General features: G+C 69.1%; 22 protein-coding genes and 2 pseudogenes. 11 read left to right on the top strand and 13 right to left on the bottom strand.

Going from position 1 to position 23,368, the window contains the following annotated elements:
- Positions 1–21: 21 nt before the first annotated feature.
- The 3 genes from HQ603_RS15395 to HQ603_RS15385 are packed head-to-tail and all read right to left on the bottom strand — an operon-like array spanning position 22 to position 2,283.
- Positions 22–936: a hypothetical protein gene (locus tag HQ603_RS15395; protein WP_222685558.1), complete on the bottom strand. Its 915-nt coding sequence runs from the start codon at positions 934–936 to the stop codon at positions 22–24.
- Positions 926–1,459, bottom strand: coding sequence for a hypothetical protein (locus tag HQ603_RS15390; RefSeq protein ID WP_222685556.1), 534 nt, complete (start codon positions 1,457–1,459; stop codon positions 926–928). The genes HQ603_RS15395 and HQ603_RS15390 overlap by 11 nt, the downstream gene beginning before the upstream one ends.
- A 47-nt stretch (positions 1,460–1,506) precedes the next feature.
- A complete protein-coding gene (locus HQ603_RS15385; protein WP_222685555.1) occupies positions 1,507–2,283 on the bottom strand; it encodes a variant leucine-rich repeat-containing protein in 777 nt (258 codons plus the stop codon).
- A gap of 194 nt (positions 2,284–2,477) precedes the next feature.
- Between HQ603_RS15385 and HQ603_RS15380 the strand changes: the two genes are divergently transcribed.
- From HQ603_RS15380 to HQ603_RS15360, 7 genes and pseudogenes are all read left to right on the top strand, one after another.
- On the top strand, positions 2,478–4,172 hold the full coding sequence (locus HQ603_RS15380) for a hypothetical protein (protein ID WP_222685553.1): 1,695 nt from the start codon (positions 2,478–2,480) through the stop codon (positions 4,170–4,172).
- A 204-nt stretch (positions 4,173–4,376) separates the two neighbouring features.
- Positions 4,377–4,550, top strand: a pseudogene (locus tag HQ603_RS15375) (integrase core domain-containing protein); the annotation flags it as partial.
- Positions 4,551–4,695: 145 nt separating this feature from the next.
- Positions 4,696–5,508 (top strand): annotated as a pseudogene (locus tag HQ603_RS19265) (cutinase family protein); the annotation flags it as partial.
- Between the two features lie 714 nt (positions 5,509–6,222).
- Positions 6,223–7,602: a hypothetical protein gene (locus HQ603_RS19005; protein ID WP_261773906.1), complete on the top strand. Its 1,380-nt coding sequence runs from the start codon at positions 6,223–6,225 to the stop codon at positions 7,600–7,602.
- Between the two features lie 241 nt (positions 7,603–7,843).
- On the top strand, positions 7,844–8,185 hold the full coding sequence (locus HQ603_RS15365) for a hypothetical protein (protein ID WP_222685548.1): 342 nt from the start codon (positions 7,844–7,846) through the stop codon (positions 8,183–8,185).
- 20 nt (positions 8,186–8,205) lie between these two features.
- Positions 8,206–8,331 carry a hypothetical protein gene (locus tag HQ603_RS19000; protein WP_261773905.1) on the top strand — a complete coding sequence of 42 codons (126 nt, stop codon included), beginning with the start codon at positions 8,206–8,208 and terminating at the stop codon, positions 8,329–8,331.
- 142 nt (positions 8,332–8,473) lie between these two features.
- Positions 8,474–8,620 carry a hypothetical protein gene (locus tag HQ603_RS15360; protein ID WP_222685547.1) on the top strand — a complete coding sequence of 49 codons (147 nt, stop codon included), beginning with the start codon at positions 8,474–8,476 and terminating at the stop codon, positions 8,618–8,620.
- Positions 8,621–8,632: 12 nt separating this feature from the next.
- On the opposite strand, the gene HQ603_RS15355 is transcribed toward HQ603_RS15360, so the two are convergent.
- Complete coding sequence (locus HQ603_RS15355; RefSeq protein ID WP_222685546.1) at positions 8,633–9,325, bottom strand: GAF and ANTAR domain-containing protein; 693 nt, start codon at positions 9,323–9,325, stop codon at positions 8,633–8,635.
- Between the two features lie 160 nt (positions 9,326–9,485).
- Here HQ603_RS15355 and HQ603_RS15350 point away from each other — a divergent pair, with 160 nt between their 5' ends.
- From HQ603_RS15350 to HQ603_RS15340, 3 genes are read left to right on the top strand one after another with little or no spacing between them, the layout of a single operon-like run.
- Complete coding sequence (locus HQ603_RS15350; RefSeq protein ID WP_308126561.1) at positions 9,486–10,229, top strand: polyprenol monophosphomannose synthase; 744 nt, start codon at positions 9,486–9,488, stop codon at positions 10,227–10,229.
- Between the two features lie 29 nt (positions 10,230–10,258).
- A complete protein-coding gene (locus tag HQ603_RS15345; protein WP_222685545.1) occupies positions 10,259–10,969 on the top strand; it encodes a GAF and ANTAR domain-containing protein in 711 nt (236 codons plus the stop codon).
- Positions 10,966–11,700 carry a GAF domain-containing protein gene (locus HQ603_RS15340; RefSeq protein WP_222685543.1) on the top strand — a complete coding sequence of 245 codons (735 nt, stop codon included), beginning with the start codon at positions 10,966–10,968 and terminating at the stop codon, positions 11,698–11,700. Before HQ603_RS15345 ends, HQ603_RS15340 begins: the two co-directional genes overlap by 4 nt.
- Here the strand turns inward: HQ603_RS15340 and HQ603_RS15335 are convergent.
- From HQ603_RS15335 to HQ603_RS15325, 3 genes are read right to left on the bottom strand one after another with little or no spacing between them, the layout of a single operon-like run.
- On the bottom strand, positions 11,697–12,824 hold the full coding sequence (locus HQ603_RS15335; RefSeq protein ID WP_222685541.1) for a hypothetical protein: 1,128 nt from the start codon (positions 12,822–12,824) through the stop codon (positions 11,697–11,699). The two genes, HQ603_RS15340 and HQ603_RS15335, sit on opposite strands and share 4 nt — an antisense overlap.
- 9 nt (positions 12,825–12,833) lie before the next feature.
- Positions 12,834–13,943, bottom strand: coding sequence for a GGDEF domain-containing protein (locus HQ603_RS15330; RefSeq protein ID WP_222685539.1), 1,110 nt, complete (start codon positions 13,941–13,943; stop codon positions 12,834–12,836).
- A complete protein-coding gene (locus tag HQ603_RS15325; protein ID WP_068361101.1) occupies positions 13,940–14,428 on the bottom strand; it encodes an Lrp/AsnC family transcriptional regulator in 489 nt (162 codons plus the stop codon). The genes HQ603_RS15330 and HQ603_RS15325 overlap by 4 nt, the downstream gene beginning before the upstream one ends.
- A gap of 221 nt (positions 14,429–14,649) precedes the next feature.
- On the opposite strand from HQ603_RS15325, the gene HQ603_RS15320 reads away from it, so the two are divergent.
- Complete coding sequence (locus tag HQ603_RS15320) at positions 14,650–16,149, top strand: polysaccharide biosynthesis tyrosine autokinase (RefSeq protein ID WP_222685537.1); 1,500 nt, start codon at positions 14,650–14,652, stop codon at positions 16,147–16,149.
- 17 nt (positions 16,150–16,166) lie between these two features.
- Here the strand turns inward: HQ603_RS15320 and HQ603_RS15315 are convergent, their stop codons facing one another.
- The 6 genes from HQ603_RS15315 to HQ603_RS15290 all read right to left on the bottom strand — a co-directional run bounded on the left by HQ603_RS15315 (position 16,167) and on the right by HQ603_RS15290 (position 23,341).
- Positions 16,167–17,474 (bottom strand): MCE family protein, encoded by a 1,308-nt coding sequence (locus HQ603_RS15315; protein WP_222685536.1) that lies wholly within the window; start codon positions 17,472–17,474, stop codon positions 16,167–16,169.
- 43 nt (positions 17,475–17,517) lie between these two features.
- Complete coding sequence (locus tag HQ603_RS15310; protein WP_222685535.1) at positions 17,518–18,252, bottom strand: TetR/AcrR family transcriptional regulator; 735 nt, start codon at positions 18,250–18,252, stop codon at positions 17,518–17,520.
- A gap of 15 nt (positions 18,253–18,267) precedes the next feature.
- A complete protein-coding gene (locus tag HQ603_RS15305) occupies positions 18,268–19,881 on the bottom strand; it encodes an FAD-dependent oxidoreductase (protein ID WP_222685533.1) in 1,614 nt (537 codons plus the stop codon).
- Positions 19,881–20,849 carry an AurF N-oxygenase family protein gene (locus HQ603_RS15300; protein ID WP_222685531.1) on the bottom strand — a complete coding sequence of 323 codons (969 nt, stop codon included), beginning with the start codon at positions 20,847–20,849 and terminating at the stop codon, positions 19,881–19,883. Before HQ603_RS15300 ends, HQ603_RS15305 begins: the two co-directional genes overlap by 1 nt.
- Before the next feature lie 799 nt (positions 20,850–21,648).
- Positions 21,649–22,164, bottom strand: a complete 516-nt coding sequence (locus HQ603_RS15295) for an arsenate reductase/protein-tyrosine-phosphatase family protein (protein WP_222685529.1) — start codon at positions 22,162–22,164, stop codon at positions 21,649–21,651.
- Between the two features lie 22 nt (positions 22,165–22,186).
- A complete protein-coding gene (locus tag HQ603_RS15290; RefSeq protein WP_222685527.1) occupies positions 22,187–23,341 on the bottom strand; it encodes a GGDEF domain-containing protein in 1,155 nt (384 codons plus the stop codon).
- Positions 23,342–23,368 lie beyond the last annotated feature (27 nt).

Here is a 23,368-nt window from a genome sequence, read left to right as displayed (position 1 = left end):
GCGGGGGAGGAGGCGGAGTCGTCATGGCTGGTCCCCTTCGGGCGGGATGGGCGCGACCGGTGGTCGGTCGAGATCGGGCGGTGCGGAGCAGTCGCCGGCGGGCAGAGCGTCACGGTGTCGGCCGAGGACGCGCGCAGCGGCAGTGAGCATGTCCGTGCCGTCGGCGAAGAGGCCCGAACCGGGCGCGGCGGCCAGGGCGACGGCAGTGGTGCCGCGCGGGCCGGTGAGCAGGCCGAACTGCCGGACCAGGTAGCCGCCGGACTCGTCCGGGCCCCACCCGCCCTTGAACCGTGCGGAGTCCAGCTCGCCCAGCCCCCAGCGTTGGTCACCGACGACGTCGCCCATCGCCTCGAGCACGCCGCCGGTGCCGTCGAGGCACGGCAGGTGGGCCCCGAATCGTGCGTGCCGATCGAGGGTCCACTGTGTCTGGCCGACGACGCTGAATCCCGAGCGCAGGCGCGTGCTCGGGACGTCGGTCGCGTCGTCCCCGGCGGACGCGAGGACGGCTTCGACGCTCGTCGCCGCCGCGTCGGAACCGCCGAGTGATTCCCACAGTCGATCGGCAGAGGCGTTGTCGGACTGCGTGATCGCGAGGACGGCGTCGTCGCTCGGTGTGGTACCCGATTGGGCGGCGAGCGCGAGCGGCACCTTGGCTGTCGACCACGCCGGCCCGACGGTCCACGGGCCGAACGCGGTGACGTCGTCGCTGCCCACGGGCGCCACGGCGACGCCGAATGCGCTGTCGCCGAGTGCGATTGTCAGGTCACGGCGCAGGTCGGAGGTCCAGTCGACGATCACGGCCGGTGCGGGCTCGGTGAGCACGACCGGGGGAAGGTCCGGGGTGGGCTCGACGGCGGCCGGCCGGTCCGCGACCGTCGGCACGGCGCACGAGGCGGTGAGCACGACGAGCAGAACCATCCCCGCCCTAGTAGACATGCACCACTGCGTCGTTACCGCCACGGCACGTGACGACGCCGTCGACGGTGCAGTCCATCGGATACCACTGCCGCGTCACCGGGCTCCAGGCGTCGACTCGGCGCGGCCGGCCGGGAGCGCCGCTCCCGGCGTACGCGAGTCGGACCTCCTCGGCGAATGGGCACGACGTGATCGTGGTGCCGGCCGCGGACGAGGCGTACGCACCGACCGCGCCGTAGACCGGTGGGCAGGGGGTGGCGCCGGCGGGCGGACGCGCGACCGTGGTGGTCGGCGCCGCCGTCGACCGGCGCGGAGCGGACACCGAGTACTGCTCGGCCTGCTCCGCGGACGCCTCGGTCGCGATCGGGGGAACGTTCTCGGCGTCGCCGGTGAGCATCGACCGAACACCCCACCCGAGCGCGCCCAGCGCGGCGATGGCCACGACCACCGCCAGAGCCGCGAGACCGGCACGCGCGCCGCCCTCCGGAATGCCACGACCACGCCGAGGCGGTTGCGGCGGCGGGGGCGGAGGCGCGTCGAACACGTGCCACGACGGCGGTGGTGGCGGCGGTGGAGGCGGGGGAGCCCCGGTCATACCCGCGCGGCCAAGGCGCGTTCGACCTCCGGGTCGCCGAGGCCGCGAAGCCACTCGAGCAGTCCCGGATAGCAATTGGGGTTGGCCGCCACCGCGGACCTCAGCGAAGGCTCGTGCTCCGCGATCTGCGACAGCACCGCCTGCGGGGTGGTGGGGTCCGACGCCTGCGCTGCGGTGAAGCGGGACGGAGCGGACAGCGGGACCGCCGGCGTAGGCGCGGGGATGACGATGGTCGGATCGGTGACCGGCGTCGTCGGCACCCCGGACTGGACGGAATGTTCGCGGGCGAACACGATGTCGGTCACCGCCCGCTTGGCCGCCTCGACCTTCCCGCGCTCCGACTTCGAGGCCGCGGCGAAGAGGACGCCACCGCCGTGGTTGCGGAAGCCGATGCCGAGTTCGTGGGCCGTGTAGAGCAGAAATGCTCCCAGTGCGATCACGAGCAGACCAAGCACAGCGAGCGCCGGGCTGAAAGCAGCAAGTCCGGCGGTCAAGTACAGGCCCATGATGACCCCGAGACCACCCTGGATGAGCTTCCGCGTCGAGAACGACTCGCCGGCGTTGATCTGGGAGACGTGACGCAGTGGGCTGGTCTGTTCGTTGTAGCCCCTCGGGATGATGCCGAAGATGGCATTGGGCTGACGCACGATGACCCGCCGGTCGGTGATGACCATGGTCGTCTTGAACTGCGTCAGGATGATGTTGGGGCTGAACTCTTCCGAGAAGCGCGCTCGCTCTCCGGGGGCAAGCGTGATGTCGGGTACCTGGTTCATGGCCGTCCGTTCTGTGTGTATCGACCGGAGAGCCAGTGTTTCCCGGCGGATCCTCGGCCACTATCGCCCGAACGAACGACACCCACGCACCGGTGGTTGCCGAGACGTCATCCGATCGAATCAATCTGCGGCACCGACACTGTCGCGAGAGCCCGGTCGTGTGACCATCGCTCGTGGCCTCGAACATTCCTGGCATGGGCTCCGTCGGCGCGGGGCATCCGGTATCGCGATCGACGCGCATCGCGGCCGTCGTCGTTCTGTCCGTGGCGGCCGTAGTCGGCTGTTCGGGCGGCACCCCAGCACCCGAGGATCCGGCGTCCGGCACGTCCGTCGCGCCCACCACGTCCGAGGCCATGCGGCCGACCGTGGACACGCAGACGTTTCAATTCTCTGCCGACACGTCTCGGTCCGGACGGTCCGAGCCGCTGCGTGCCGAGTCGACCGGTCGCCCTCCCGTGCAGGTCGAGGATTTCCTCGACGTCGGGGGCGGGGGCGTCGCCTTGACCTATGCCGACGACGCGCAGCCCGACGGCTCGCTCGGTCTGTCCTTCGACCTGTCGCGTGATTCGCGCTTTGCGAACGTCGGCGAATCGGTGCCGGCCGTCGTTGCACTGTCGGAGGGTGACGCGCAGGTCGAAGTGCTCGAGTCGACCTGGGACGCGAGTAGTCGGACCCTGACGGCCACGACCGACCACCTCAGCAAATTCTGGCCGGCCCTCCTCGACCCGAAGGCCGTGACCGACAGGGTGTCCGGTGCCGCACTCGGGTTTCTCCAGCAGGCGTCACCTCGGCCGGACTGCGTGGGACGGACCGCCGAGGTCGGCAGCACGACCTACAGCCTGGACCCACCCTTCACGGCCGAACACTGGCTGTGTCTCCGCGAGAACGCGGGCGCAGTCTCGATCGACGTGATCTCGAACTCGCCCAACGGGTGGACGGTGCAGTCGACGCCGGCGTTCTCGGCGCACCAGCCCGTCGTCGACCGGAGTCTGACGGGGCTGATCGACCTCGCGGCCTTCGAGACGGTCTTCGCCAACGCGTACGGCGACGGCTCCTATGTGGCGCCGGAGGGTTCGACGACGCTCGACTACGCGCCCGACCTACCTCCACAACGGTTGACGCTCCAGCTCGATCCCGGGATGTCGTTACTCCGCTCCTTGTTCCTCGGCGTGCAGGCCCTCTACCCGTCGATACCGTTCGGCGCAGTGAACGACGCCGCTGCCTGTACGAAGATTCTCGACGCCGCACGGGAGGCGATGGAGCCCACGGGCGTGGGGGCGGGGAACTTCCATCGTGAGGTCTCCGACTGCCTGTCGCTGTCCCTGGAATCCGGCGAGGCCACGACGAAGGAGGCCAGATTCGACGCGTCGCGCCTGTCCATCATGACGATGGTGCCGGACGCACTCACCACCCTGGCCGCGAACGTGCGCGGCGCCGTCGCTCCGTTCCTCGGCCAGGGCACGTACACCGTCAACGTGCGCACATCGCAGAACGCCGCCCCCGGCGCGGCGTCGAACGCGACGGTCAACCTCTCGACCAAGGTGACCGACAACGGCTGGGGAGTCGAGCTCGGTCCCAACCACTTCCGGGTCTCGGACCTCATGAAGAGAGATGGCCGGTTCTTCGCCGACACCAACTACGAGTGGACGATCAACCGGCCGGACGGCAGCGATCTCGGGTACTGCCAAGGCCATGTGCAGATTCTCGGGCCGAGCGGCGTCGAGGTCGCGCGCTACGACCAGACCGGCTTCGACCAGTGCCGAGGCGGCGGGACGTGGGGCACGAGCACCCGCATCTTCGACGCCGGGACGTACACCGTCAACCTCGAAATCCTGATGGAGAAGGGTCCGACGCTCAGGGCCTCACAGCAGTTCGTCGTGGACCAGTAGGTCCGTCATGGTGCAACCCCTACTTGACGTCGCGGACCTGAGGAATGGGGGGCACAGATTCCACCCTTTGACCTCTTCGCGCAACCGCGAAATGTCTACCCCATACGCGGTATCGACAGCACGTAGCTTGAGGTTGTATCTCAGAACGGCCGGGAGGACGTGCTCGATTCCGAGGTGAGAGCTGCCCAGCCTGTACGCGTCGACCACCGCACCCTCGCAGGTGAGTGGGACTTCGCCCGCCAATACTCCTCCGAACGTGCACGCCGTGTAGGCCTACCCGGTTGGCTCCACACCTACGACCACCACCGGCAACACTCCGCCATCGGCAAAGCAACGCCCATCAGCCGATTGACCAACGTCCCCGGGCAGTACAGCTAGCGCTGCCACCGCGCATCGAGCTGAAGCGCGCGTCTGTCGCTTCGCACTGGATGACTTGCCGCTATCTTGTGCAGCCACTGTGCTGTCAGGTCCCCGCGCTGCTTTTCAGGTAGTCCAATCGAACGACAGTCCGACCAGGCGACTTATGTCACGATTGCCATTCGTCAAGCACTATGTGGTTTGTGGTGTCGGGCTGCAGCCAGAGAGCGGAGTCGCCGGAATGCGAAATATGGTTCGACGGACCGCCCCCAGGCTCGCAAGGCATGGGCGATGCCTGGCGGCATCTACGGTTGTAGTCACAACGCTCTTGGCGACGGTCCCTGACGTTGCGTCCAGCCGGCCGAGTGGCGATTGTCCAAAAGTGTTCTTTCTGGGTGCCCGAGGATCGGGCGAGACGGTCGACATTGGAAAACCCGTGCACGACCCAGCGCACCTCGGGGGATCCGTCCGAGGGTTTTATGACCGGATCAAGGATGCAGTCGGCGAAGAACAAATCGAACTGATTCCGACGATGTACAGTGCGGCGCCTGTAGAAGAGTTGTTGAACTTTTCGGTCACTCCCAATCGCCAGATTCGAAACCATTTCATCGAGAGCATGGATCAAGGCGTCGAGGTGGTACTGAGGGACCTGTCTGGCGTCGTACGGCGGATCTCCGCTGGTGGATGCTCCAACTCACAAATTGTATTGTCCGGATATTCGCAGGGCGCGATGGTAATGCATCGCGTGATTCTGCAGCTTGTCAACGATCCCAACTCGAATCTGAGTCGCACGGTTTTCAAACACCTCACCGCGGCCTATCTGATTGCGGATGGTCATCGCGTTCCCAACGACAATATGAGGTATGAGGGGACTGCCATGCAGGGCGAGGGCGGGATAGCGCCCCTTCTGCCCCGATTGCAGAAATTCCCAATGTGGCTCTCGGACCGTATCTACAGCGTATGCGACTATGCGGACATAATCTGCTCGACTAACCCAACAACAATATATCTGCGGGATCAGCAGATTAAGAAATCGATTCCGGTGGTTGGGGAGGTCAATAACTGGGGAAACCAAAAGGTCGCTGACGGGTGGCATTGGTTGACTAACCAAAGGATAGAGCCTGTCAGGCCGTTGCTTGCACACGAGAGTTACGGGAAACGTGCTAACGCAGGCACAAGTGCCATCCGAATTGCATCCGCTATCAAAACTAAAATCGCAGCCTTGAAGCCCAGGGTGGGCTCGGGGCCTCCGGCCGGGGCGCCTCCGCCCAGGCCAACACCAACTCCACTCCCATTGCCACCGCCGGTTTCCGTCCCGAGAAATTTGGTCTGTCGCGATCTCCCGGGCGTTGTGTCCGATGTGCAACCGTGGTCCGGGTGTGCGCTCGCGAGGGACACGTCTTCAGCGATAGTTCTGTCTGCGCGGCCAGAAGTCGTACCCGCGGAAGTCCCGCAATTCTTGGGGGAGGGTCCGCTCGCTTACGCGGCGGACGGCTCATCGGTAATGCTGACAGTCAACGATGGCGCTACGGGGACAATCGCCGCCGACGGGCGTTCTACGGCGAATGTTGTGTTGAGTGGCGGATCAAGATTCGTCGGCGCGGTGTCGGTGGACTCCATACTCGACGCACGTCTCAACAACAGGTCATCAGCTAATGTGTACCTCTACGGAGGGCCCCAGGTCGACCTGATTATGAGCGAGTCCGCCCACGGATCGGTCGACGTACGAGGCGATTCACGTTTAACGGCGGATCTTCGAACGGGCCCGTCGTCGATAGAGGTGTACAACGCCACCGCATCGGTGACAGCATCCGGTTCCATCGTCAGTCTGTCGAGTTCCAGCGGCGCGTCCGCGACGCTGCGGGCGTCCGACCGCGCCGTCGTCAGCGGTTCGACATACAAGAGCACGTCCGACGTCGTTGCCTCCGGTTCCTCGGTGACCTACAGCGCGGGCGCAGGTTCCGCGTTGACGCTTTCCGCAGGTTCAGGTTCCTCCCTCTACGTGACAGCAGACGACGAATCTACTGTGACCGCGACGAGCAATGGAGCCAGAGCGACGATTCACGCACAGGACGGCTCGGCGGTGTCGTCGACTCTGTCGGGCACCGGCCACAACGCGAGGGCAAATATCAACGCCGAAGGGGGCGCGAAACTCGATGTGGACGTGACGAACGACGTCGCTGGTTGGCAGGTCGCTAGGGTTGACGCCAGTGTTCAAGGCCCCATCGACGTCGATGTTGACGTGGTCGGGGACGGTTCGGCCGCCGCCCTTCGGATTGGGCGTATTCCGTCCGGCGCCGACGATGTACCGGTCACGCCAGTGGTGACGATCCGTTCCGAGAACGGGGGATCGGTCACCGTCACCGCGTCCGCATCGTCCGGTCGAACGGCGGGGTTGTCCGGCGACTCCGCCATCTCGGCCTCGGCTACGGGAGCGGGTTCCTCCGTCCTCGTCGACGCGGCGGTCATCGTCGGCGCTCTGGCCCTGATGGCCGAGGAAGGTGGTCGAGCGTTCTATATCGTGGACGCCTTCGACGTGGTGACCTTCGGCTGTGAGGGTGGCCGGACCTCGGTGGCGACGGAGGCCGGCTCGTGTCAGAGCAACGGGTCCGTGGCCAGGTACCGCTATGCGGACGGACGTGAAGTCGTCGTCAACAAACCACCGTTCGAAACGGCACGTTCTGCTCTTAGCGACCCGGTCTTGAGTTCCGATTCCGGCCTCGGTCCCGATCCGGACCCCGACTCCGACCTTGATTCCGACTCGGCCTTGGGCGCGTATTCGCTGGCAGCAGCCAATGCGGGTGCAGGAGCAGGACCCGAGGTCCACGCCGGGGACAACTCGTCGAACCCGGACCCGGCGCCGAACAGTGCCGAGGCGGAGGGCGCGGATGAAGAAAAGCCTCGAGCGGGCTCTGCTCCCGGCGCGTCTGTCGCCGTACCCGATGCCGCCGCACCCGATCCCGCCGCGGTCGAGGAGGCGGAGGAGGTCGAGGCCGACCCGGTAGTCGAGTCTCCTCGACGAGCCGTCGATGACGACGCCGCAGAACCGGTTGAATCGGACGAACAGCGATGAACCGTGTCATCACGGTTGAGCTCCTAACTATGGGAGCCAGAAGACCCAAGGCCACGCTTCCGGGGGTCGTTACCGCGCACTTCGAAATCTGACGACCCCCGACACCCCCACCGACCTTGCGCCCATGTCCCCGAACCACTTTCGTGCATCCACGTCATTCACACCTACCTCACCAACCCGTTGACTGAACCCACCGGGAGGGCGGCATCCGGCCGCCCCGGGTCGATGGGGGAGAGATCAAATGGTGGGTTCGGCGATCGTGGCGGCCACGGCGATCACGGCGGCGCTGGCGGGTGGGGGATCGATCCTCCCGCCGGACATCCAGGGTGTGGTGGAGTCCGCCGAGGTGCAGGTGGACGAGTGCTCCCAGGCCGTGCTGTCCAACGGGATCGGCGCGGCGGGTCTGGGGGCGGCGATCGGGGCGTCGGGCGGATGGGTCGGGACGGCGGTCGGTGCCGTGCTCGGCGGGGCGGGTGGGGTCGCGGCGGGCATCGTCACCGAGTGCCCCCGCGAGATCGAGGGGAGGCCGGTGCCGGCACCCGACGAACCGCGGTCGGGCCACAAGCGCAATACGCGCAAGTGACGCGGAGTCGGCACCTGTTCGTGGCTGCTCTGTTCGCCGCCGCGGCGTCGGTGGGGTTTCTCACCGGCGCCGGGGCGGTGGCGTCGTGGTGCTTCGTCGGCGCGTCCGCGGTGTTCGTCCTGCGCGGCGTGCGGGCACGCACGTGATGGGTGGGGCGCCAGCGACGGCTGTGACTACGAACCGCCCGTCCTTGTAACGATTCGGTCCGGACACCGAAGAAACACTAGGGAACGGCGTCGGAAACGGTACCTTTCCCCGAAACGGAGTCCTTCACCACAGGAGATCGAGATGCGGCGTCCCCACGTCGGCCTGCGCGCGGCCCTTCTTCGTCGCTACCCGATGAGCCCGTGGCTCCATCTGTTCCCCGCCAAGCCGGCGCAGCAGGACGTCACGTCCACCACGGTGAACCCGCCCAAGACCACCCACGCGGCCTGACGCCCGGCGCGGCTACTGCAGCCGCGACTCCACCACCTGCTCGGCCAGGGTGACCACCGGGGTGTTGGTGTCCTGGGACAGCTTGCGCAGCATCTCGAAGGCCTGCACGGCGTCCACCTTGTACTCCGCCATGATCATGCCCTTGGCCTGACCGATGACGTCCCGCCGCGCGATGGCGCTGGCGAAGTTGCCGAACTGCTTGCTCGAATGCAGAGCCAGCGCGGCGTGGGTGGCGTACACCAGGCCGATCTCGGCCGACTCGGTGTCGAAGGCCCCCACCTCGTCCGCGAACAGGTTCAGCGCGCCCTGCGACCCCTGATGGGTGAACAGCTGGAACGACATCGACGACCGCGCCGGCGTCTCGGCGATCACGCGCGCGGAGAAGTCCGGCCAGCGCGGATCGGTCTCGATCTCGTCCACCCGCACCATCGGCTGCTCCCACGCCGCCTCGAGGCACGGGCCCTGGTCCGTTTCCTTCTGCAGCTGATCGAGCCGGTTCATCAGCGGATCGGTGGGGGACAGCGTCTCGAACGTCTTGTCCTTGCTCACCAGCAGCACCCCGGCGTACTGCGCCCCCGGAACGTGCTCGATCGCGCCGGCGGTGATGGCGTCGAGCACGCGGTCGACTCCACCCTCGTCGCCGACGGCGGTCGCGTGCATCTGCCGTGCCGTCTCGGCAATGGCGCGATGGACGTCGATCGTCATGGTGCTCCTGTTCCTGCGACGCAGCGGGTCCGCTGCCGGTGCTCATCTCACCATGACCTGTTCGGTGCAGCCCTGCGAACCAGACGAGCAGGAGGACGCCGGGAACCGTGCCGTATGTCCGGTTCTTGCGATTCGGCAGCCGATCGATCACCATTCCACGGTGTCGGAAGCCCCCACTGATCCCCGCATCACCGTCGTCGTCCCGACGTACAACGAGCGCGAGAACCTCCCCAAGCTCGTCGGGATGCTCGCTGACCTGCACCTTCCCAATCTGGGTGTGCTCGTCGTCGACGACGGATCGCCCGACGGCACGGGCGACGTGGCGGAGCAGCTCGGTCGCGACGCCGCCATCCCGGTGAGTGTTCTGCATCGCACCACCAAGGACGGGCTGGGCCGCGCCTACGTCGCCGGCATCGTCCGCGCGCTGGACGACGGCGCCGACATCATCGTCCAGATGGACGCCGACCTCTCCCACCCCGCCGAGGCCATTCCGCGCATGGTGGCCGAGCTGCGGAACACCGACGCCGCCGTCGTCCTCGGCTCCCGCTACGTCGCCGGGGGCGCCGTCGCGGAGGACTGGCCGTGGCACCGCAAGGCCCTGTCGAAGTGGGCCAACGTCTACGTCAACACGATCCTGCGCCTGAAGGTGCGCGACGCGACCGCCGGGTTCAAGGCGTGGCGCTCGTCCACCCTGCGCACCATCGACGTCGCCTCGGTGGGCAGCAACGGATACGCGTTCCAGGTCGAAATGAATTACCGCGTCATTCGGCATGGACTGCGCATTGCCGAGGTACCCATCCGCTTCGAAGAACGTGTCGACGGCACGTCGAAGATGAGCCTGGCCGTGCAGCTCGAGTCGGCCGCCGTTCCGTGGCGGCTGTTGCGCTCGAACATCGGCAAGTAGTCGGGCCCGAGCGGAGGGAGCGAGGCCGGGTGAATCCGGAACCCGAGGACTCCGAGGCGGCTGCGCAGCACCCCTCCTTCACCGGTGTGCGCAACATCGTGGAGGCCTGCGCGCGGCTGACCGAGGTCGACGGCGCGGCGGTGGCTCTGCTCGGGACCTCCCGCAACGTGCGCCAACTGGTCTACGCGACCGACCCGCGGTCGCTGCGGCTCGACGAGCTGCAGTTCACCGTCGGGGAAGGCCCGTGCGTCGACGCGCACCGGGACGATCAGCCCGTTCGGATCCACGACATCACCGGCCCCGAGGCCATGCTCCGCTGGCCCATGTTCTCCCACGGCGCGCGGGAGCTGGGGGTGCGCGGGCTGTTCGCCTACCCGCTGGGCGTGGACGTCCCGTTCGGCGTCCTCGAGATGCATCGCCTGACGCCGGGGGACCTCACCCCCACCGAGCACGACGCCGCCCTCACCTGCGCCGCCTCGCTCACCAACGGCATCCTGGCCACGTTCGCCCACCCGGCGTTCGCGGAACCGTCCGGCACACCCGCGTCCACCGACCCGTTCGACCGCACGTCCGTCTATCTCGCGGCCGGCATGGTCGCCGTCCAACTACGTGTCTCCACGGCCGTCGCGATGGACCGACTCCGTGCGCACGCATTCGCTCTCGACCGCAGCCTGATCGAGGTGGCTGCCGAGGTGGTGTCCCGCCGCCTCGCCTTCCGGGACGAAGGAGACCGATCATGACCACACCCGTCGTTCGGCTCGCTCTCGCCGACATCACCGCCACGCTGTGCACCCGGTTCGACGTGCTGATGCTGCTCGAGAAGATCGCCACCACCGCGCACGACGCGTACGGCGCCCGCGGCGTCGTCATCGGACTGCTCGACGACGGCGGCGAGCTGCACACCGCCGTCACCACCCCCGTCGCGCAGGCCGCCGTGCACGGCCCGCTGCTGACCGAGGGCCCGATCCTCGAGAGCGCGCGGGAGACCGCCGTCGCCGTGCTCGCCGACACCGGCTCGACGGTGCAGGGACGCTGGCGCACCTTCGCGGAGACCGCGCGCGCGGCGGGCGTCGGCGCCGTCCGTGCCTACCCCATCACGTCGCTGGGGGTGGGCCTGGGCTCGCTCGCCGTCCACGCGGCGCAGCCGTGGGACACCGACCGACCCGACGACGTCGGGGCGACGCTGGCCGACCTCGCCGCGTTGGCCCTCACCATCGGTACCGACGACGATCGCCGGCGTCGTCCGGCGGCGGCGATCCGTGAGGTGCTCAGCACCGCCGCCCGCCTCGCCGCGGCCACGGGCGTCGTCGCGGAGGTGTTCGGCGACGACGTCGGCGACGCCCGGGCGCGCCTGCGCACGCTGGCCCGTGCGCGGGGACTGTCCGACGCGGCCTACGCCGGCGCCCTGGTGGAGTTGCTCGACCGGATGCCGGAGCGGTTGGCCGGGAACCCGCTGTTCGACGAAGGCTAGTCGGTCGCGAGCCGGCTTTTCGCGGCTCGGCGCCGCGCCGCTTCGCGGTGTCCGAAGGTGGCGCCGAGGATCTGCTCCTGGTCGGCCACGGTGGACCCGACGGCCCCCGCGACGGTGCCGAGCGACGCCGCCAGCCACGCGAGCCGCACGTAGTCGAGGGCCTCGGCGTCGCGGTCCAGCTGCATCGAGAGGAACTCGGGGGAGATGACGACGGCCGACGCCGCGCCCACCACGACGAACAGCGCGGCGTACATGATCACCACCCCGGCGAGGACGGTGGCGAGCGTCGCCATGTTGTACATCGCGCGGTCGACGCCGGTCTGACGGCGAGTCCGCCGCTCCCACAACCCGTTCGGCAGGATCAGCCACGCCGTGATGAGGGCGACCGCGATCACCGAGACGCAGCACAGCCGCAGCACCGACATCGACGCCGCCATCTGCCAGATGCTCGAGTAGAAGACACCGAACGCGGACGTTGCCGTCGCCGCCGCCAGCGCACCCGACAGTGCGGGCACCAGCCGCCACGGTCGGTTGGTGCGAATCATGCCTGCCACCATGCGCGTTCGGCCCAACAGTGCCGGGGCGAGCAGAATGTCGTGACCCGAATCGACGGACCAGTGCGCGAGACCCGTCGCGGGCGTGGGGTGATCGGGAGCGACGGAACTGCCGTCGTCGGTGTCGTCGTCACGTCGTCGCATCGACTCGATCGCGGTGAGCGCGACCGCGCCGGCGCGCCGCGCCACCGCCCGCGCCCCGAACGACGGCACGTAGATCACCACCATCGAGGTGCCGACGATCTCGGCGAGCACGGGGCGCGACCCCACTCGCCGCGGAATCTCCGAGACGCACAGGGTGATCGTGTTCGCGTTCTCGGATTCCCCGGATTTCGTGGAGCCGGTGTCGAGAAGCGACGCCCACGTTTCCATGTCCGGACGCCCGCTCTCGACGGGCGGCAGGGGCAGCGAGACCGACTCGGCATGCAGGACGGTGCCCGACGTCAGGCGATGCCCGTCCAGACGGGCGCAGATCTTGTCGGCGACGGCGTCGGCCAGACCCTGATCCGCGGCCACCCTGACGGTGCCGAGGTCGTCGTCCGTCGTCGTCCGTGCTTCCGCCGTGCTCACCCGCGTCGGCTACCCCCGCCGACTGCCGTGAAACTGGACGTTGTCTCGTCCCGCGCTCTTGGCCCGGTACATCGCGATGTCGGCGCGGTGCATCCCGAGGCGGATGGTGGACCGGACGTCCTGCTCGGCGACGTCACCCGGCGTCACCAACGACGCGCCCACGCTGGCGGTGATGGGTACCTCGTCGGCGGGGACGTGCAGGTGGTGCCGGGCGGACTCGGCGCGGTCGACCAGCTCGCCCGCGTCGACGTCCGTGGTGATCACCACCAGGAATTCTTCCCCGCCTCGCCGCGCGACCAGGCCGTCGTCGCCGACGAACGTCGCCAGCCGGGACGCGGCCAGCGCCAACACGTCGTCGCCGACGAGGTGGCCGTGCCGATCGTTGACCCGTTTGAAGTGGTCGAGATCGACGAGCAGGAACCCCAGGGTTACGTCGTCGTCGACCCGCCGCAGGACCATCTGCTCGAGGCCGCGCAGGTTGAGCAGGCCGGTCAGCGGGTCGGTCTGTGCGCGCCCGATCTGGGTGCGCAGGTTGCTGTGCAACGTGGCGGACGTCTGACTGATCACCGTCATCGTGCCGTTGACGGCCAGCCACAACGACACGCCCGCGGCGGCGAGGGCCAGGGTGTCCGCCGCCGGGTCCATCGCGGCGCGCAGCGTGATGATCAGGATGACCGCGGTCGTCGCCACGACGTGGAAGCCGACGGCGACGGACGTTCCGAAGAACGCGACGAACGACGAGACGACGGCGAACAACGCGCAGCCGAAGAGTGCCGTGCCCTGGTCCCGGAAGAGCAGCAGGAAGGCGGCGGTCCCGAGGTCGGCGTAGACGGTGAAGGCCAGGGCCAGGGCCGCCTGACGGCTGGGTCTGTTGAACCAGAGGAAGGCGGTGCGCGTGCGGTAGACGATCAGGGACACCGGCACGGTGCTGAGCAGGATGCCGACGGCGGCGATGCGCGGCGCGCCGGGCGCAGGCCCGGCCGGAGAGCCGAGAATCAGCAACGCACCGGGGAGCGCGAACGCGGTGATGAGCACGGCGATGCGCCGACGCACCAGGTCGACGATCGCGGGTTGGTCGGGAGTGTCCTTGGTGAACCGGCGATCCGCCGGCGGGGTCATCGCGAGGTCCTCCCGTCGTCGTCGGCGAGACGCTCGATGAGAGGCTTGGTGCGATAGGGAATGGCCTCCCGCATGATCACCGAGACGGTGGTGCGTTCGATGCCGGGCACCGCCAGAATGAGGCCGGCGACGCGATAGAGATCGTCCGCGTCGGTCGCGGACACCCCGATGTGGAGATCCGCCTCGCCGGACACCCCCACCACTTCGGTCACCTCGGGAATGTCGCGCAATCGATCGATGACGGCTTCGAGTCGGTGTTGATCGGTGACGGCTCCGACGTAGGCGCGCAGGGGATATCCCAGATCCCGCGGTGAGACCAACCGATCGATGCGGCCCAGCACCTGTGATTGATCCCAGCGTGCGAGTCTGGCCTGCACCGTGTTTCGCGCGAGACCGAGCAACGACGCCAGATGGACGCCCGTCGCGCGCGGCACGTCGCACAGGGTCAACAACAGCCGCGCATCGGTACGGTCCAGCTTGCTCACGGGGAAAACTGTCTCACAGCGGACGCCCGTGCTCGGGGGTAATGCGGCGGGAAAACAGGGCAGTTTCCGGTTATCGATGCGGGTCTCGGGGCCGGGTACCGACCGGTGTGCTCGAGGTGCCCTCACCCCGCGCAGTCGATAGGGTGAGCCGAACACGATCGAGTTCCGCGGCGTCACGCCCGTCCTCGACGCGGTGGGGAGACCCGGACGAGGAGCAGTCGGTGGAGATATCGGATTACGTCAGGATCCTGCGCGCGCGCTGGATCGTCATCGCCCTGACGACGGTCGTCGCCGCCGCCGCGTCCCTCGTGTTCTCGTTGGTCTCGACGCCCGTCTACGAGGCCTGCACTCGGCTCTACGTCTCCACCGGATCGTCGTCGTCCTCGGTCACCGAGGTCTACCAGGGCAACCTGGCCTCGCAGCAGCGCGTCGCGTCCTACACCCAGCTGCTCGGCGGCGAAGCGGTCGCGGCCCGCACGGTCGACGCTCTCGGACTCTCGCTCACCCCGGCGCAGCTGGCGTCGAAGGTGCGCACCACCTCCTCGCCCGACACCGTCCTGATCGACACGTGCGTATCCGATGCGAACGCCGTCACCGCCCGCGATCTCGCCAACGGCATCGGCACCACGTTCGTGGACTTCGTCGACGATCTCGAGACGCCGCCCGGTGGCGGCGCCGCACTGGCCCAGGTCAGCGTCGTCGAACCGGCGCAGGTGCCCGCCGCGCCGATCTCGCCGAAGACCACCCGCAACCTCGCGCTCGGTATCGCCGTCGGTCTGCTGCTGGGCATCGCCCTCGCGGTGATCCGCGACCGGCTCGACAACACGGTCAAGGATCGCGAGACGCTCGCGGGCCTCAGCGACAGTCCCGTGGTGGGCGTCGTGCCCTTCGACAAGACCATCAAGGAGGAGAACGCCCTTTCGTTCGCCGAATCCTCCTCCGGCACCGCCGAGTCGTTCCGCGAGCTCCGCACCAATCTGCAGTTCCTCGAGGTGGATTCGCCGCCGCGCGTGCTCGTGGTCACTTCCGCCGTTCCCGGCGAGGGCAAGACGACGACGGCCGTCAACCTCGCGCTCGTCCTCGCCGAGGCCGGGCACCGCGTCGTGCTCGTCGAGGGCGATCTCCGTCGGCCCCGCGTCTCCAAGTACCTCGGCCTGGTGGGATCGGTCGGACTGTCCACCGTCCTGTCCGGACAGGCCGACGTGGACGACGTCCTGCAGCCCACCAAGTTCCCCGGCGTCGACGTGCTCGCGTCCGGACCCCTGCCGCCCAACCCGTCCGAGCTGCTCGGATCCGAGGCGTCCCGCACGGTCATGGCCACGCTGCGCAGCCGATTCGACTACGTGGTGGTCGACGCGCCGCCGCTGCTGCCCGTTACCGACGCGTCCGTCATCACCGCCCACGCCGACGGCGCCCTGGTGGTCGCCCGCCACGGCCACACCAAGCGCGAGGAGATCATCCGCGCGCTGGGCAACCTCGCGCAGGTCGGCGCGCCCGTGCTCGGCGTCATCCTCACGATGACTCCCAACAAGGGGCGCAAGGACTACGAGTACCGGCACTACTACGAGACCGACACCACCCTCGCGCGTCAGGAAGCGCCCCTGCGTCCGCAGGCCCCCGCCACCCAGACCCCGCCGCCGGTCACGCCGCCGCCTGCGCCGCGCTCCGAGCCCGGTCCGCGTTTTCGCCGTGGAGCGTCGGTGCCGCGCGATCGGTCCTGACGGATTGGCTGTTTGCGTCATCTGATCCGGATGTCGCTGCCCCGCAACGCGGGTGCGCCGACGAGGGTGGTCCAGCCCGGCACGTCCCGCGGGTCGAGGCCGCTGCCCTCGCCGTAGACGACGGCGAGGGTGTCGCGCTCGATCTGTGATCCCGCGTAAGACGCGGGCAGCGGGGAGAGCTGCGGGGCGGTCACGGTGGCCACGGTCGCCGGCCCCGGGTTGCGAGACGGCACTGCGTACGAGCCGTCGTTGATGCCGCTGCCCGGGTACTGGGGAAAGAACTTCCCCGGGGTGGTGACGTCCTCGTAGCAGGCGCCGGGGCGGTCGTCGAAGAGCCGCGGCTCGTCCTGGTTCGGCAGGTAGCGGCCGCGGGGGTTGACGAAATTGATGGTGCCGCGCGCGCCCGGATACGCCTCGTTCACGCCGAGAATGCGCTGCGCCTCCGGGTACAGGGCCGCGAACTTCGGCAGCACGCACCCGATGGTGGGGGAGAACTCCGCCAACAGTTCCACCGCCTGCCGCGAGTCCGCGGCGAACGAGACGACGGACTCGGCGTTGGCGGCCACCAGGTCGGCCAGCGATCCCGACGACGATGCTGCGCTGCGCAGCAGGGTGTCCACCTCGGCCTGCCGTTCCACCACCGTTCCCGTCGGAATGCGCAGATCGTCCAGGGCGGCCACCAGATCCGGGGCCGCCGTGGAATAGGTCTGCGACAGATCGGCCAGGCCGCGCAGATCGGCGCGAATGGTCGGCACCTCGGCCGCCAGCTCGGTGACGATCGTGTCGAGCCGATCCAGGGTGCGGCCGAGCTTCTCGCCGTTGCCGTCCAGCGCCGACGCCAGCGCGCCCAGCGTCGAGGACAGGTCCTCCGGCGGAATCGCCTCGAGCAACGGCAGCACCGAATCGAGGACGCGGCCCACCTCGACGGCGTTGCCGCTGCGGTCCTGCTCGATCTCCGCGCCGTCGGTCAGGCCGGTCGACCCGGGGTTCTCGGGAATCTGCAGGGCGACATAGCGTTCGCCGAACAGCGTCTTGGGCAACAGCCGTGCCGTCACCGACGACGGAATACGTTCCGCCTCAAAGGGATTCAGGGCGAGGGACGCGACCACCCGGCCGTTCTCCGTCGTCGTCTCGCGGACGTCGCCCACCAGGACGCCGCGCACCTTGACGTCGGCGTTCTGCGGGAGGGCGTTGCCGGCGTTGTCGAGCACCAGACGCACCCGGATCGAATCGTCGAACGCACGCGCGTACTGGGCGGTGGTGAAGCCCACGAAGCCCGCCACCGCCAGGAAGAACGCCAAGCCCGCGAGGCGACGTTTCACCATTGCGGAATGGTAGCCCGAGGGGGCTCGGGAAAAGGGCTAAATGTCAGCGCGGAGTGCTGGATTCCGGGTCGGTGAACAATGCCTCCAACGGCGTTTCCGGCATGGTGATGCCGCGCGACGCCGCCAATCCCAGGATCTGGATCCACACGGTGTCGGCCAGGAATTCGATCACCTGCTCCAGGCTCACGCTGTTCGGCCCCTGCGCTTCCCACGCGCGCACCGACGCCATACAGCCGGAGATCAGGCCCGCCACCCAGGGGCCGGTGAGCCGCTGATCGTCGGTGTCGAGTTCGGCGCCCACCAGCGCGAGGAATCCGTCGACGGCGAACTCGATCAGCTCCGCGATGCGGGCGATCACGTCGGCCATCGGGTTCTCCGTCGCGCCCGGCACCGCACGCTCGGCGAAGCGCGTCCACGACGGGTGCGCCACCGACCACCGCACGTACGTCTCGACCACCCGATGCACGGCGGTGCGGGCCTGGCCCTCGAGGACCACCGCGCGGCTCAGCTCCGCCTGCAACCGGTCGCAGATCTCCCGCTGAATGGCCACGTCGAGGTCGGTCTTGTCCTCGAAGTAGCGGTAGATACCCGTGCGGTGGATGCCGGCCTGGTCCGCGATCTGCTGGGCGGTCACCGACCCGCCCGGATCGTCGTTGCGGTCGAGCACCGCCAGCGCAGCGTCGATCACCTGCGCGCGCCGGTCAGCGTTGTGCTGCTCCCAGCGCCGTTTGCGACCGTCGCGGGGAGGGTCGGCAGGCGGAGGCGTCTTCTGGCTCATGTGGCCAGAAGTGTCTCACGCCGGGACGACGCCCCATGCTCGCTTCCGGCGCGGCGCCTCGCGGGGTGCCTGGGCCCGTGCCTGCTCGTGCGGGTCGGTGAGCTTCACGCGTGGGCGACCCTCGGTGGCTCCGCGTGCGATCTCGGCCGCGTCGAGTCGGCGCCAGGCGTCGAGGCCGACGCCTCGGGTGGGTGGGGTGGCCGGGGTGTCGGTGGTGTCTGTGCCGTCGAGGTCGTCGAGGATCGACTCCACGGTCTCCTGCGCGCACGTCTTGTTGGTCCCGATGAATCCGCGCGGCCCGCGCTTGACCCACCCCGCCACGTAGAGGCCGGGTTCGACGCGGCCGCGATCGTGGCGGGCGATCCCGGTCGCGGGATCGGTGGGGAGGCCGGTGGTTCCCGATCCGCGGAAGCCGATCGCGCGCACGACGAGACCGGTGTCGACGACGCGGGTGGTGCCCGTCGGGACGCCGTCGGCACCGGTGCGGGCGATTTCGAGGGCGACGGTGCGGCGGTCGCCGATGATCTCGACGGGGGCGGCGTGGAACTCGAGGACGATGCGCGGGCGGGTGCCGGTGGGTGTCGGTCGCTCGGCCAACTCGCGCAGGATGAGGGTGTGGCGGTCGGTGCCTGTGAGGGTGCTCGGATCCGCGTCGACGACGACGTCGACGTGGGTGGCCTGTTTCAGTCCCAGCAGCTCCGGCACGGTGAACGCGGCGTTGGCGGGGCCGCGGCGGCCGAGGATGCGAACCTCGCGGATATTGCTGTGTCGTAACTGGTTCAGGGCGTGCGGGGCGATGTCGGTGTGCTCGGCCAGCCACTGCGGGTCGCGGGTGAGCATGCGGGCGACGTCGAGGGCCACGTTCCCGTTGCCGATCACCACCGCGCGCTCGTGGTGGAGCGGGACGGTGAGCTCGCGCCGATCCGGGTGCCCGTTGTACCAGCCGACCAGGTCGGTGGCGCCGAGCGACCCGGCGAGGTGCTCGCCCGGGATGCCGAGCGTCCGGTCGTGCGAGGCGCCGACGGCGTACACCACCCCGTGGTACTCCGAACGCAGTTGCGCGAGAGTGACATCCGTGCCGACGTCGACCCCGAGGCGGTAGCGGAACCCGGGCTGCGACTCGATGGCGGCGAACAGTTCCGTCACCCGCTTGGTCGATCCGTGATCGGGCGCGACACCGTGGCGGACCAGCCCGTACGGCGTGCGAAGGCGGTCGTACACGTCGACGGTGGTGATCTCCGGATGGCGGAGCAACTCGTCGGCGGTGTAGAGGCCGGCCGGGCCGGCGCCGATCACGGCGATGCGGAACGGGCCCGGCCGGCGCAACCGGCGCTGCGTCGGCACCAGCGCGAGCGGGGTGCGGTCCTCGTGCGGATTCCGGTGGTAGTACTGGGCGTTGAGCTCGAGGAACGGCAGCTCGGCATCGGTCAGGGTGGTGTCCGGCTTGATCGCCCCCACCGGGCACGCCGTCACGCACGCACTGCAGCCGACGCAGGTGGCCGGGTCGACGAACAGCATCTCCGCGGTGCCGAACCCCGGCTCACCGGGTGCGGGATGAATGCAGTTGACCGGGCACGCCACCACGCACGAGGCGTCGGCGCAGCACGACTGCGTGACGACGTGCGGCATCAGGCCGCCGCGGACGCGGGCTCGCTGCGGAACCGCGAGGGCCGGCCGTCGATACCCAGCGCGCGCCACACGCGTCGGGACACGGGGTTCATGAGCTCGAGGTCGTCGGCCAGCATGCGGACGTCGCCGAACATGTCGCGCAACATCTTTCGCGACTCCTCGCCGTCCCACCACACCTCGTCGACCACGTGATCGGGGATCTGCAGATCGCGGCGCATGGCGGGCGACGGCTTGATGATGGCGTCGCACAGCACCCGCATGATCACGGGCATGACCACGGAGATCAGCCCGCGCTGCGCGCGGTTGAGGCGCGGGGCCTTGTGACGCAGGTACTGGTGCGCGAAGCCGATGTGCCGCGCCTCCTCCGCCACGTGGATCTGCATGATGCGGGTGATCAGCGGGTGCCGGTTCTCCCCGCTGCGCAGGATCGCCTTCTGCACGTGGTCGATCGGCTCCTCGCCCGCGAGCACACCGACGAAGAAGCCGAACGACAGCGGACCCGCCGCCAGCGGCATGATCGGCGCGAGGGCGCGGAACCAGCGAGGGCCGCCGTCCACCTCGATGCCGATGCGGTTCACCAGCTCCTGGAACATCTGCGTGTGGTGGCACTCCTCCGTCGCTTCGTGCGTGGAGTAGCGGAACTCGGCCTGTCCGTTGGGGAGGCGGAACGCGTAGTTCATCAGCCCCGCGATGAGGATCTGCTCGAACTGCAGGCCCACCTTCATGATGTTCGCCTGCCGGTACATCCCGATCTCGATCTGCCGCTCGACGCTCTGCGACCGGTACCAGTCCGTGGCGCCGAGGGGGTCCGCTCCGGGGAGGATCCAGCGCGGATCGTTCGGGATCACCGCGTACTCGGGGTCGTCCCAGGGGATGTCGGTGAAGGCGTCGAAGTGTCGCTCGACGGACGCCTCGGACAGGATGCGCAGCGTGTCCTGGTAGGCGGTCGGCTCGTGCAGAGCGGTCATGGTGGGGTCCTCCGCGGGCAGCTGGGGTGTGTGCAACAGCGTGTTGCAGACAAAGTTAGTGCAACTGCCTGTTGCAGACAAGGGGTGGGGTGGGATTCGGCCGCGGTTCGGGGTGGTGCGGTGCTGTGAGCAGGGGTGATCGCCCGTCGATCCGCTGCAGTTCCAGGGGTCCGCTGGTGTTGCAGTCGACGCGAATCACTGAAAGTCGCGCGGATCCGGCTGCGCTGCGCCGCGGGCGGTCGCCGGGTCGACCCCCGGCCCTGACCGGGCGGAACCGTCCACAAGTGCACCCGATCGACGGGATCCCGTCCCGTCGGCCGAGTTGTGGACCCTCGCGCCCGCCCACCCGCTGGAGCCGCGCGGCGGGGTGCCGATCGGGCGGCTGCCGGCAGGCCGGGCCACGATCCGCTGCAGTTCCAGTGGTCCGCTGGTGTTGCAGCAGACGCGGATCCCTGGAGGTCGCGCGGATCCGGCTGCGCTGCGCCGCCCGCCCCCGCAGCCCGGCGGCACTCCGCCCCCGGTATCAGGCCTCCGGGTGGGTGCGCCGCCCGATCCGCTGCAGTTCCAGGGGTCCGCTGGTGTTGCAGTCGACGCGGATCCCTGGAGCTCGCGCGGATCCACCCGCGCTGCGCAGCCCACCCGCAGCCCGGCGGCACTCCGCCCCGGTATCAGGCCTCCGGGTGGGTGCGCCGCCCGATCCGCTGCAGTTCCAGGGATCCGCTGGTGTTGTAGCCGACGCGGATCCCTGGAGCTCGCGCGGATCCGGCTGCGCTGCGCAGCCCATCCCCGCAGCCCCGCCCTACCGCCCCCGGTACCACGCCTCGAACAGCGGCTGCAGATTGTCGGCAATGGCCTCACCCACGGCCTCGAAGACGGCGGTGTCCTGGCCGATGGGGTCGTCGATGTCGAGGTCGGTGACCGGGGAGGCGGCGCGGGCGGAGAACCAGGCCGTCGGGTCGACCACCCCGGTGCGGCGGGCGAACTCCGCGGCCTCACGGAGGGTGTAGGTGCGGCGGAGGGTGCGCGGCGCGACGGTCAGCACCTCGTCGCGGTGGCCGGCGGTCATGGTGATGACGACGTCGGCGTCCGTCGCGATGGCGGGGGTGAGGCGTCGGGCGGCGAAGCCGGTGGGGTCACCGCCGAGCGATTCGAGAACGGCCGCGGCGTGGGACTCGACCCCGTGGCCGACGACGGCTCGCACCCCCGCGCTCGAGGCGGTGACGTCGACGCCGAGTTCGTCCGCCCAGGCCGTGGTGAGCCGCTCGGCGGTGGGGGAGCGGCAGATGTTGCCGGTGCAGACGAAGAGCACGCGCATGCCCGGAGTGTAGGGCTCCGGGTCAGGCGACGTCGTCGTACGACCGCGGGTGCGCCGCTCGGGCCGGGGGAACGACGGCACGGTTCGGACCGGGCGGGCAGTGCACGACGCCCATGCGGTCGCCGCCGCCGCGTTTGACGTCGTACATCACGCGGTCGGCTCGGCGGAAGAGGTTCTCGACGTCCCGATGGTCGCGCCGGAACTCGGCGGCGCTCTGCCAGGCGACGCCGGAACTGGCGGTGATCGGGACGGTGTCGGCGACGCTGTGCACCGCGTCGTGCACCGCGGCGAACCGATCGGGGAACGACGACGCGGGGACGGCGGCGATCACCCCGAACTCCTCGCCGCCGAGGCGCGCGACCACAGCCCATCCGTCGGTGGCGGCCCGCAACCGGTTGCCGACGCGGCGGAGGACGTCGTCGCCCCCGGCGTGGCCGAGAGTGTCGTTGACGTGCTTGAAGCCGTCGAGGTCGATGACGAGAGCGGCGACGACGTCGTCCTCGGCGAGCGGCATGTGACTGTGCGCGGTGACCACCTGGTGCAGGCCGCGACGGTTGAGGACGCCGGTGAGGGGGTCGGCGGCGGACCGGTACGCGTCGTCACGCAGGTGGAAGAGCGGCACCTGCGACATCAGCGGCATGAAGAAGAACAGCGCCGACTGCACCAGCAACTGCACGATCAGCAGCGCCAGGTCCGCGCCCGGACTGGTGGCCGCGATGATCAGCAGGAGCGTCGACGCGCCCACGGTGCCGCCGACGTGCAGCAGCAGCGCGCGCATCGGGAGGAAGTGTCCGCAGTAGACGCCCACGACGAGGAACGCGGTGGACAGGGTCAACGCCGTGGGGGCGTCGGCGATGGAGATCAGCGCCCCGAGGATCAGGGCGTCGGCACCGATCACGAAGAGCACCGACTGGCGATACGTCGGCCACGGCCGCAGCAGCCACAGCGCGCACACCACGGCGCCGCCGATCATGCACGCGATCATCACGGCCGACTCGAGGGGACCGGTGGGGCCGATCGGACTGAAGAACAACAGGCCGCCCGACGCCACCATGATGGCGACGAGACCGGCGATGCACCGGCGGTACGGATCCAGGAGGCCGTGGCGCTGCATGTACTCGGGGAGCGCTGCGTAATCGAACGGCAGACGTCGCCAGCGAGCCAGCAGACGGAACATGGCAGAACTCCCGAACCCAGGGTGCGC

Origin of the sequence: Rhodococcoides corynebacterioides, from assembly GCF_019834675.1 — a bacterium.
Taxonomy (GTDB): Bacteria; Actinomycetota; Actinomycetes; order Mycobacteriales; family Mycobacteriaceae; genus Rhodococcoides; species Rhodococcoides corynebacterioides_A.
The sequence above is the reverse complement of the archived record's forward strand: the minus strand, read 5'-3'. Positions and strand labels throughout refer to the sequence as shown.

Coding starts and splice junctions, on each gene's coding strand:
- HQ603_RS15330 (WP_222685539.1), bottom strand. CDS start 13,943: ATGACCCCGCCGGCGGATCGCCGGTTCACCAAGGACACTCCCGACCAA.
- HQ603_RS15290 (WP_222685527.1), bottom strand. CDS start 23,341: ATGTTCCGTCTGCTGGCTCGCTGGCGACGTCTGCCGTTCGATTACGCA.
- HQ603_RS15305 (WP_222685533.1), bottom strand. CDS start 19,881: ATGCCGCACGTCGTCACGCAGTCGTGCTGCGCCGACGCCTCGTGCGTG.
- HQ603_RS15310 (WP_222685535.1), bottom strand. CDS start 18,252: ATGAGCCAGAAGACGCCTCCGCCTGCCGACCCTCCCCGCGACGGTCGC.
- HQ603_RS19005 (WP_261773906.1), top strand. CDS start 6,223: ATGAGCGAGTCCGCCCACGGATCGGTCGACGTACGAGGCGATTCACGT.
- HQ603_RS15340 (WP_222685543.1), top strand. CDS start 10,966: ATGACCACACCCGTCGTTCGGCTCGCTCTCGCCGACATCACCGCCACG.
- HQ603_RS15315 (WP_222685536.1), bottom strand. CDS start 17,474: ATGGTGAAACGTCGCCTCGCGGGCTTGGCGTTCTTCCTGGCGGTGGCG.
- HQ603_RS15365 (WP_222685548.1), top strand. CDS start 7,844: ATGGTGGGTTCGGCGATCGTGGCGGCCACGGCGATCACGGCGGCGCTG.
- HQ603_RS15360 (WP_222685547.1), top strand. CDS start 8,474: ATGCGGCGTCCCCACGTCGGCCTGCGCGCGGCCCTTCTTCGTCGCTAC.
- HQ603_RS15355 (WP_222685546.1), bottom strand. CDS start 9,325: ATGACGATCGACGTCCATCGCGCCATTGCCGAGACGGCACGGCAGATG.
- HQ603_RS15380 (WP_222685553.1), top strand. CDS start 2,478: ATGGGCTCCGTCGGCGCGGGGCATCCGGTATCGCGATCGACGCGCATC.
- HQ603_RS15295 (WP_222685529.1), bottom strand. CDS start 22,164: ATGCGCGTGCTCTTCGTCTGCACCGGCAACATCTGCCGCTCCCCCACC.
- HQ603_RS15300 (WP_222685531.1), bottom strand. CDS start 20,849: ATGACCGCTCTGCACGAGCCGACCGCCTACCAGGACACGCTGCGCATC.
- HQ603_RS15395 (WP_222685558.1), bottom strand. CDS start 936: ATGTCTACTAGGGCGGGGATGGTTCTGCTCGTCGTGCTCACCGCCTCG.
- HQ603_RS15385 (WP_222685555.1), bottom strand. CDS start 2,283: ATGAACCAGGTACCCGACATCACGCTTGCCCCCGGAGAGCGAGCGCGC.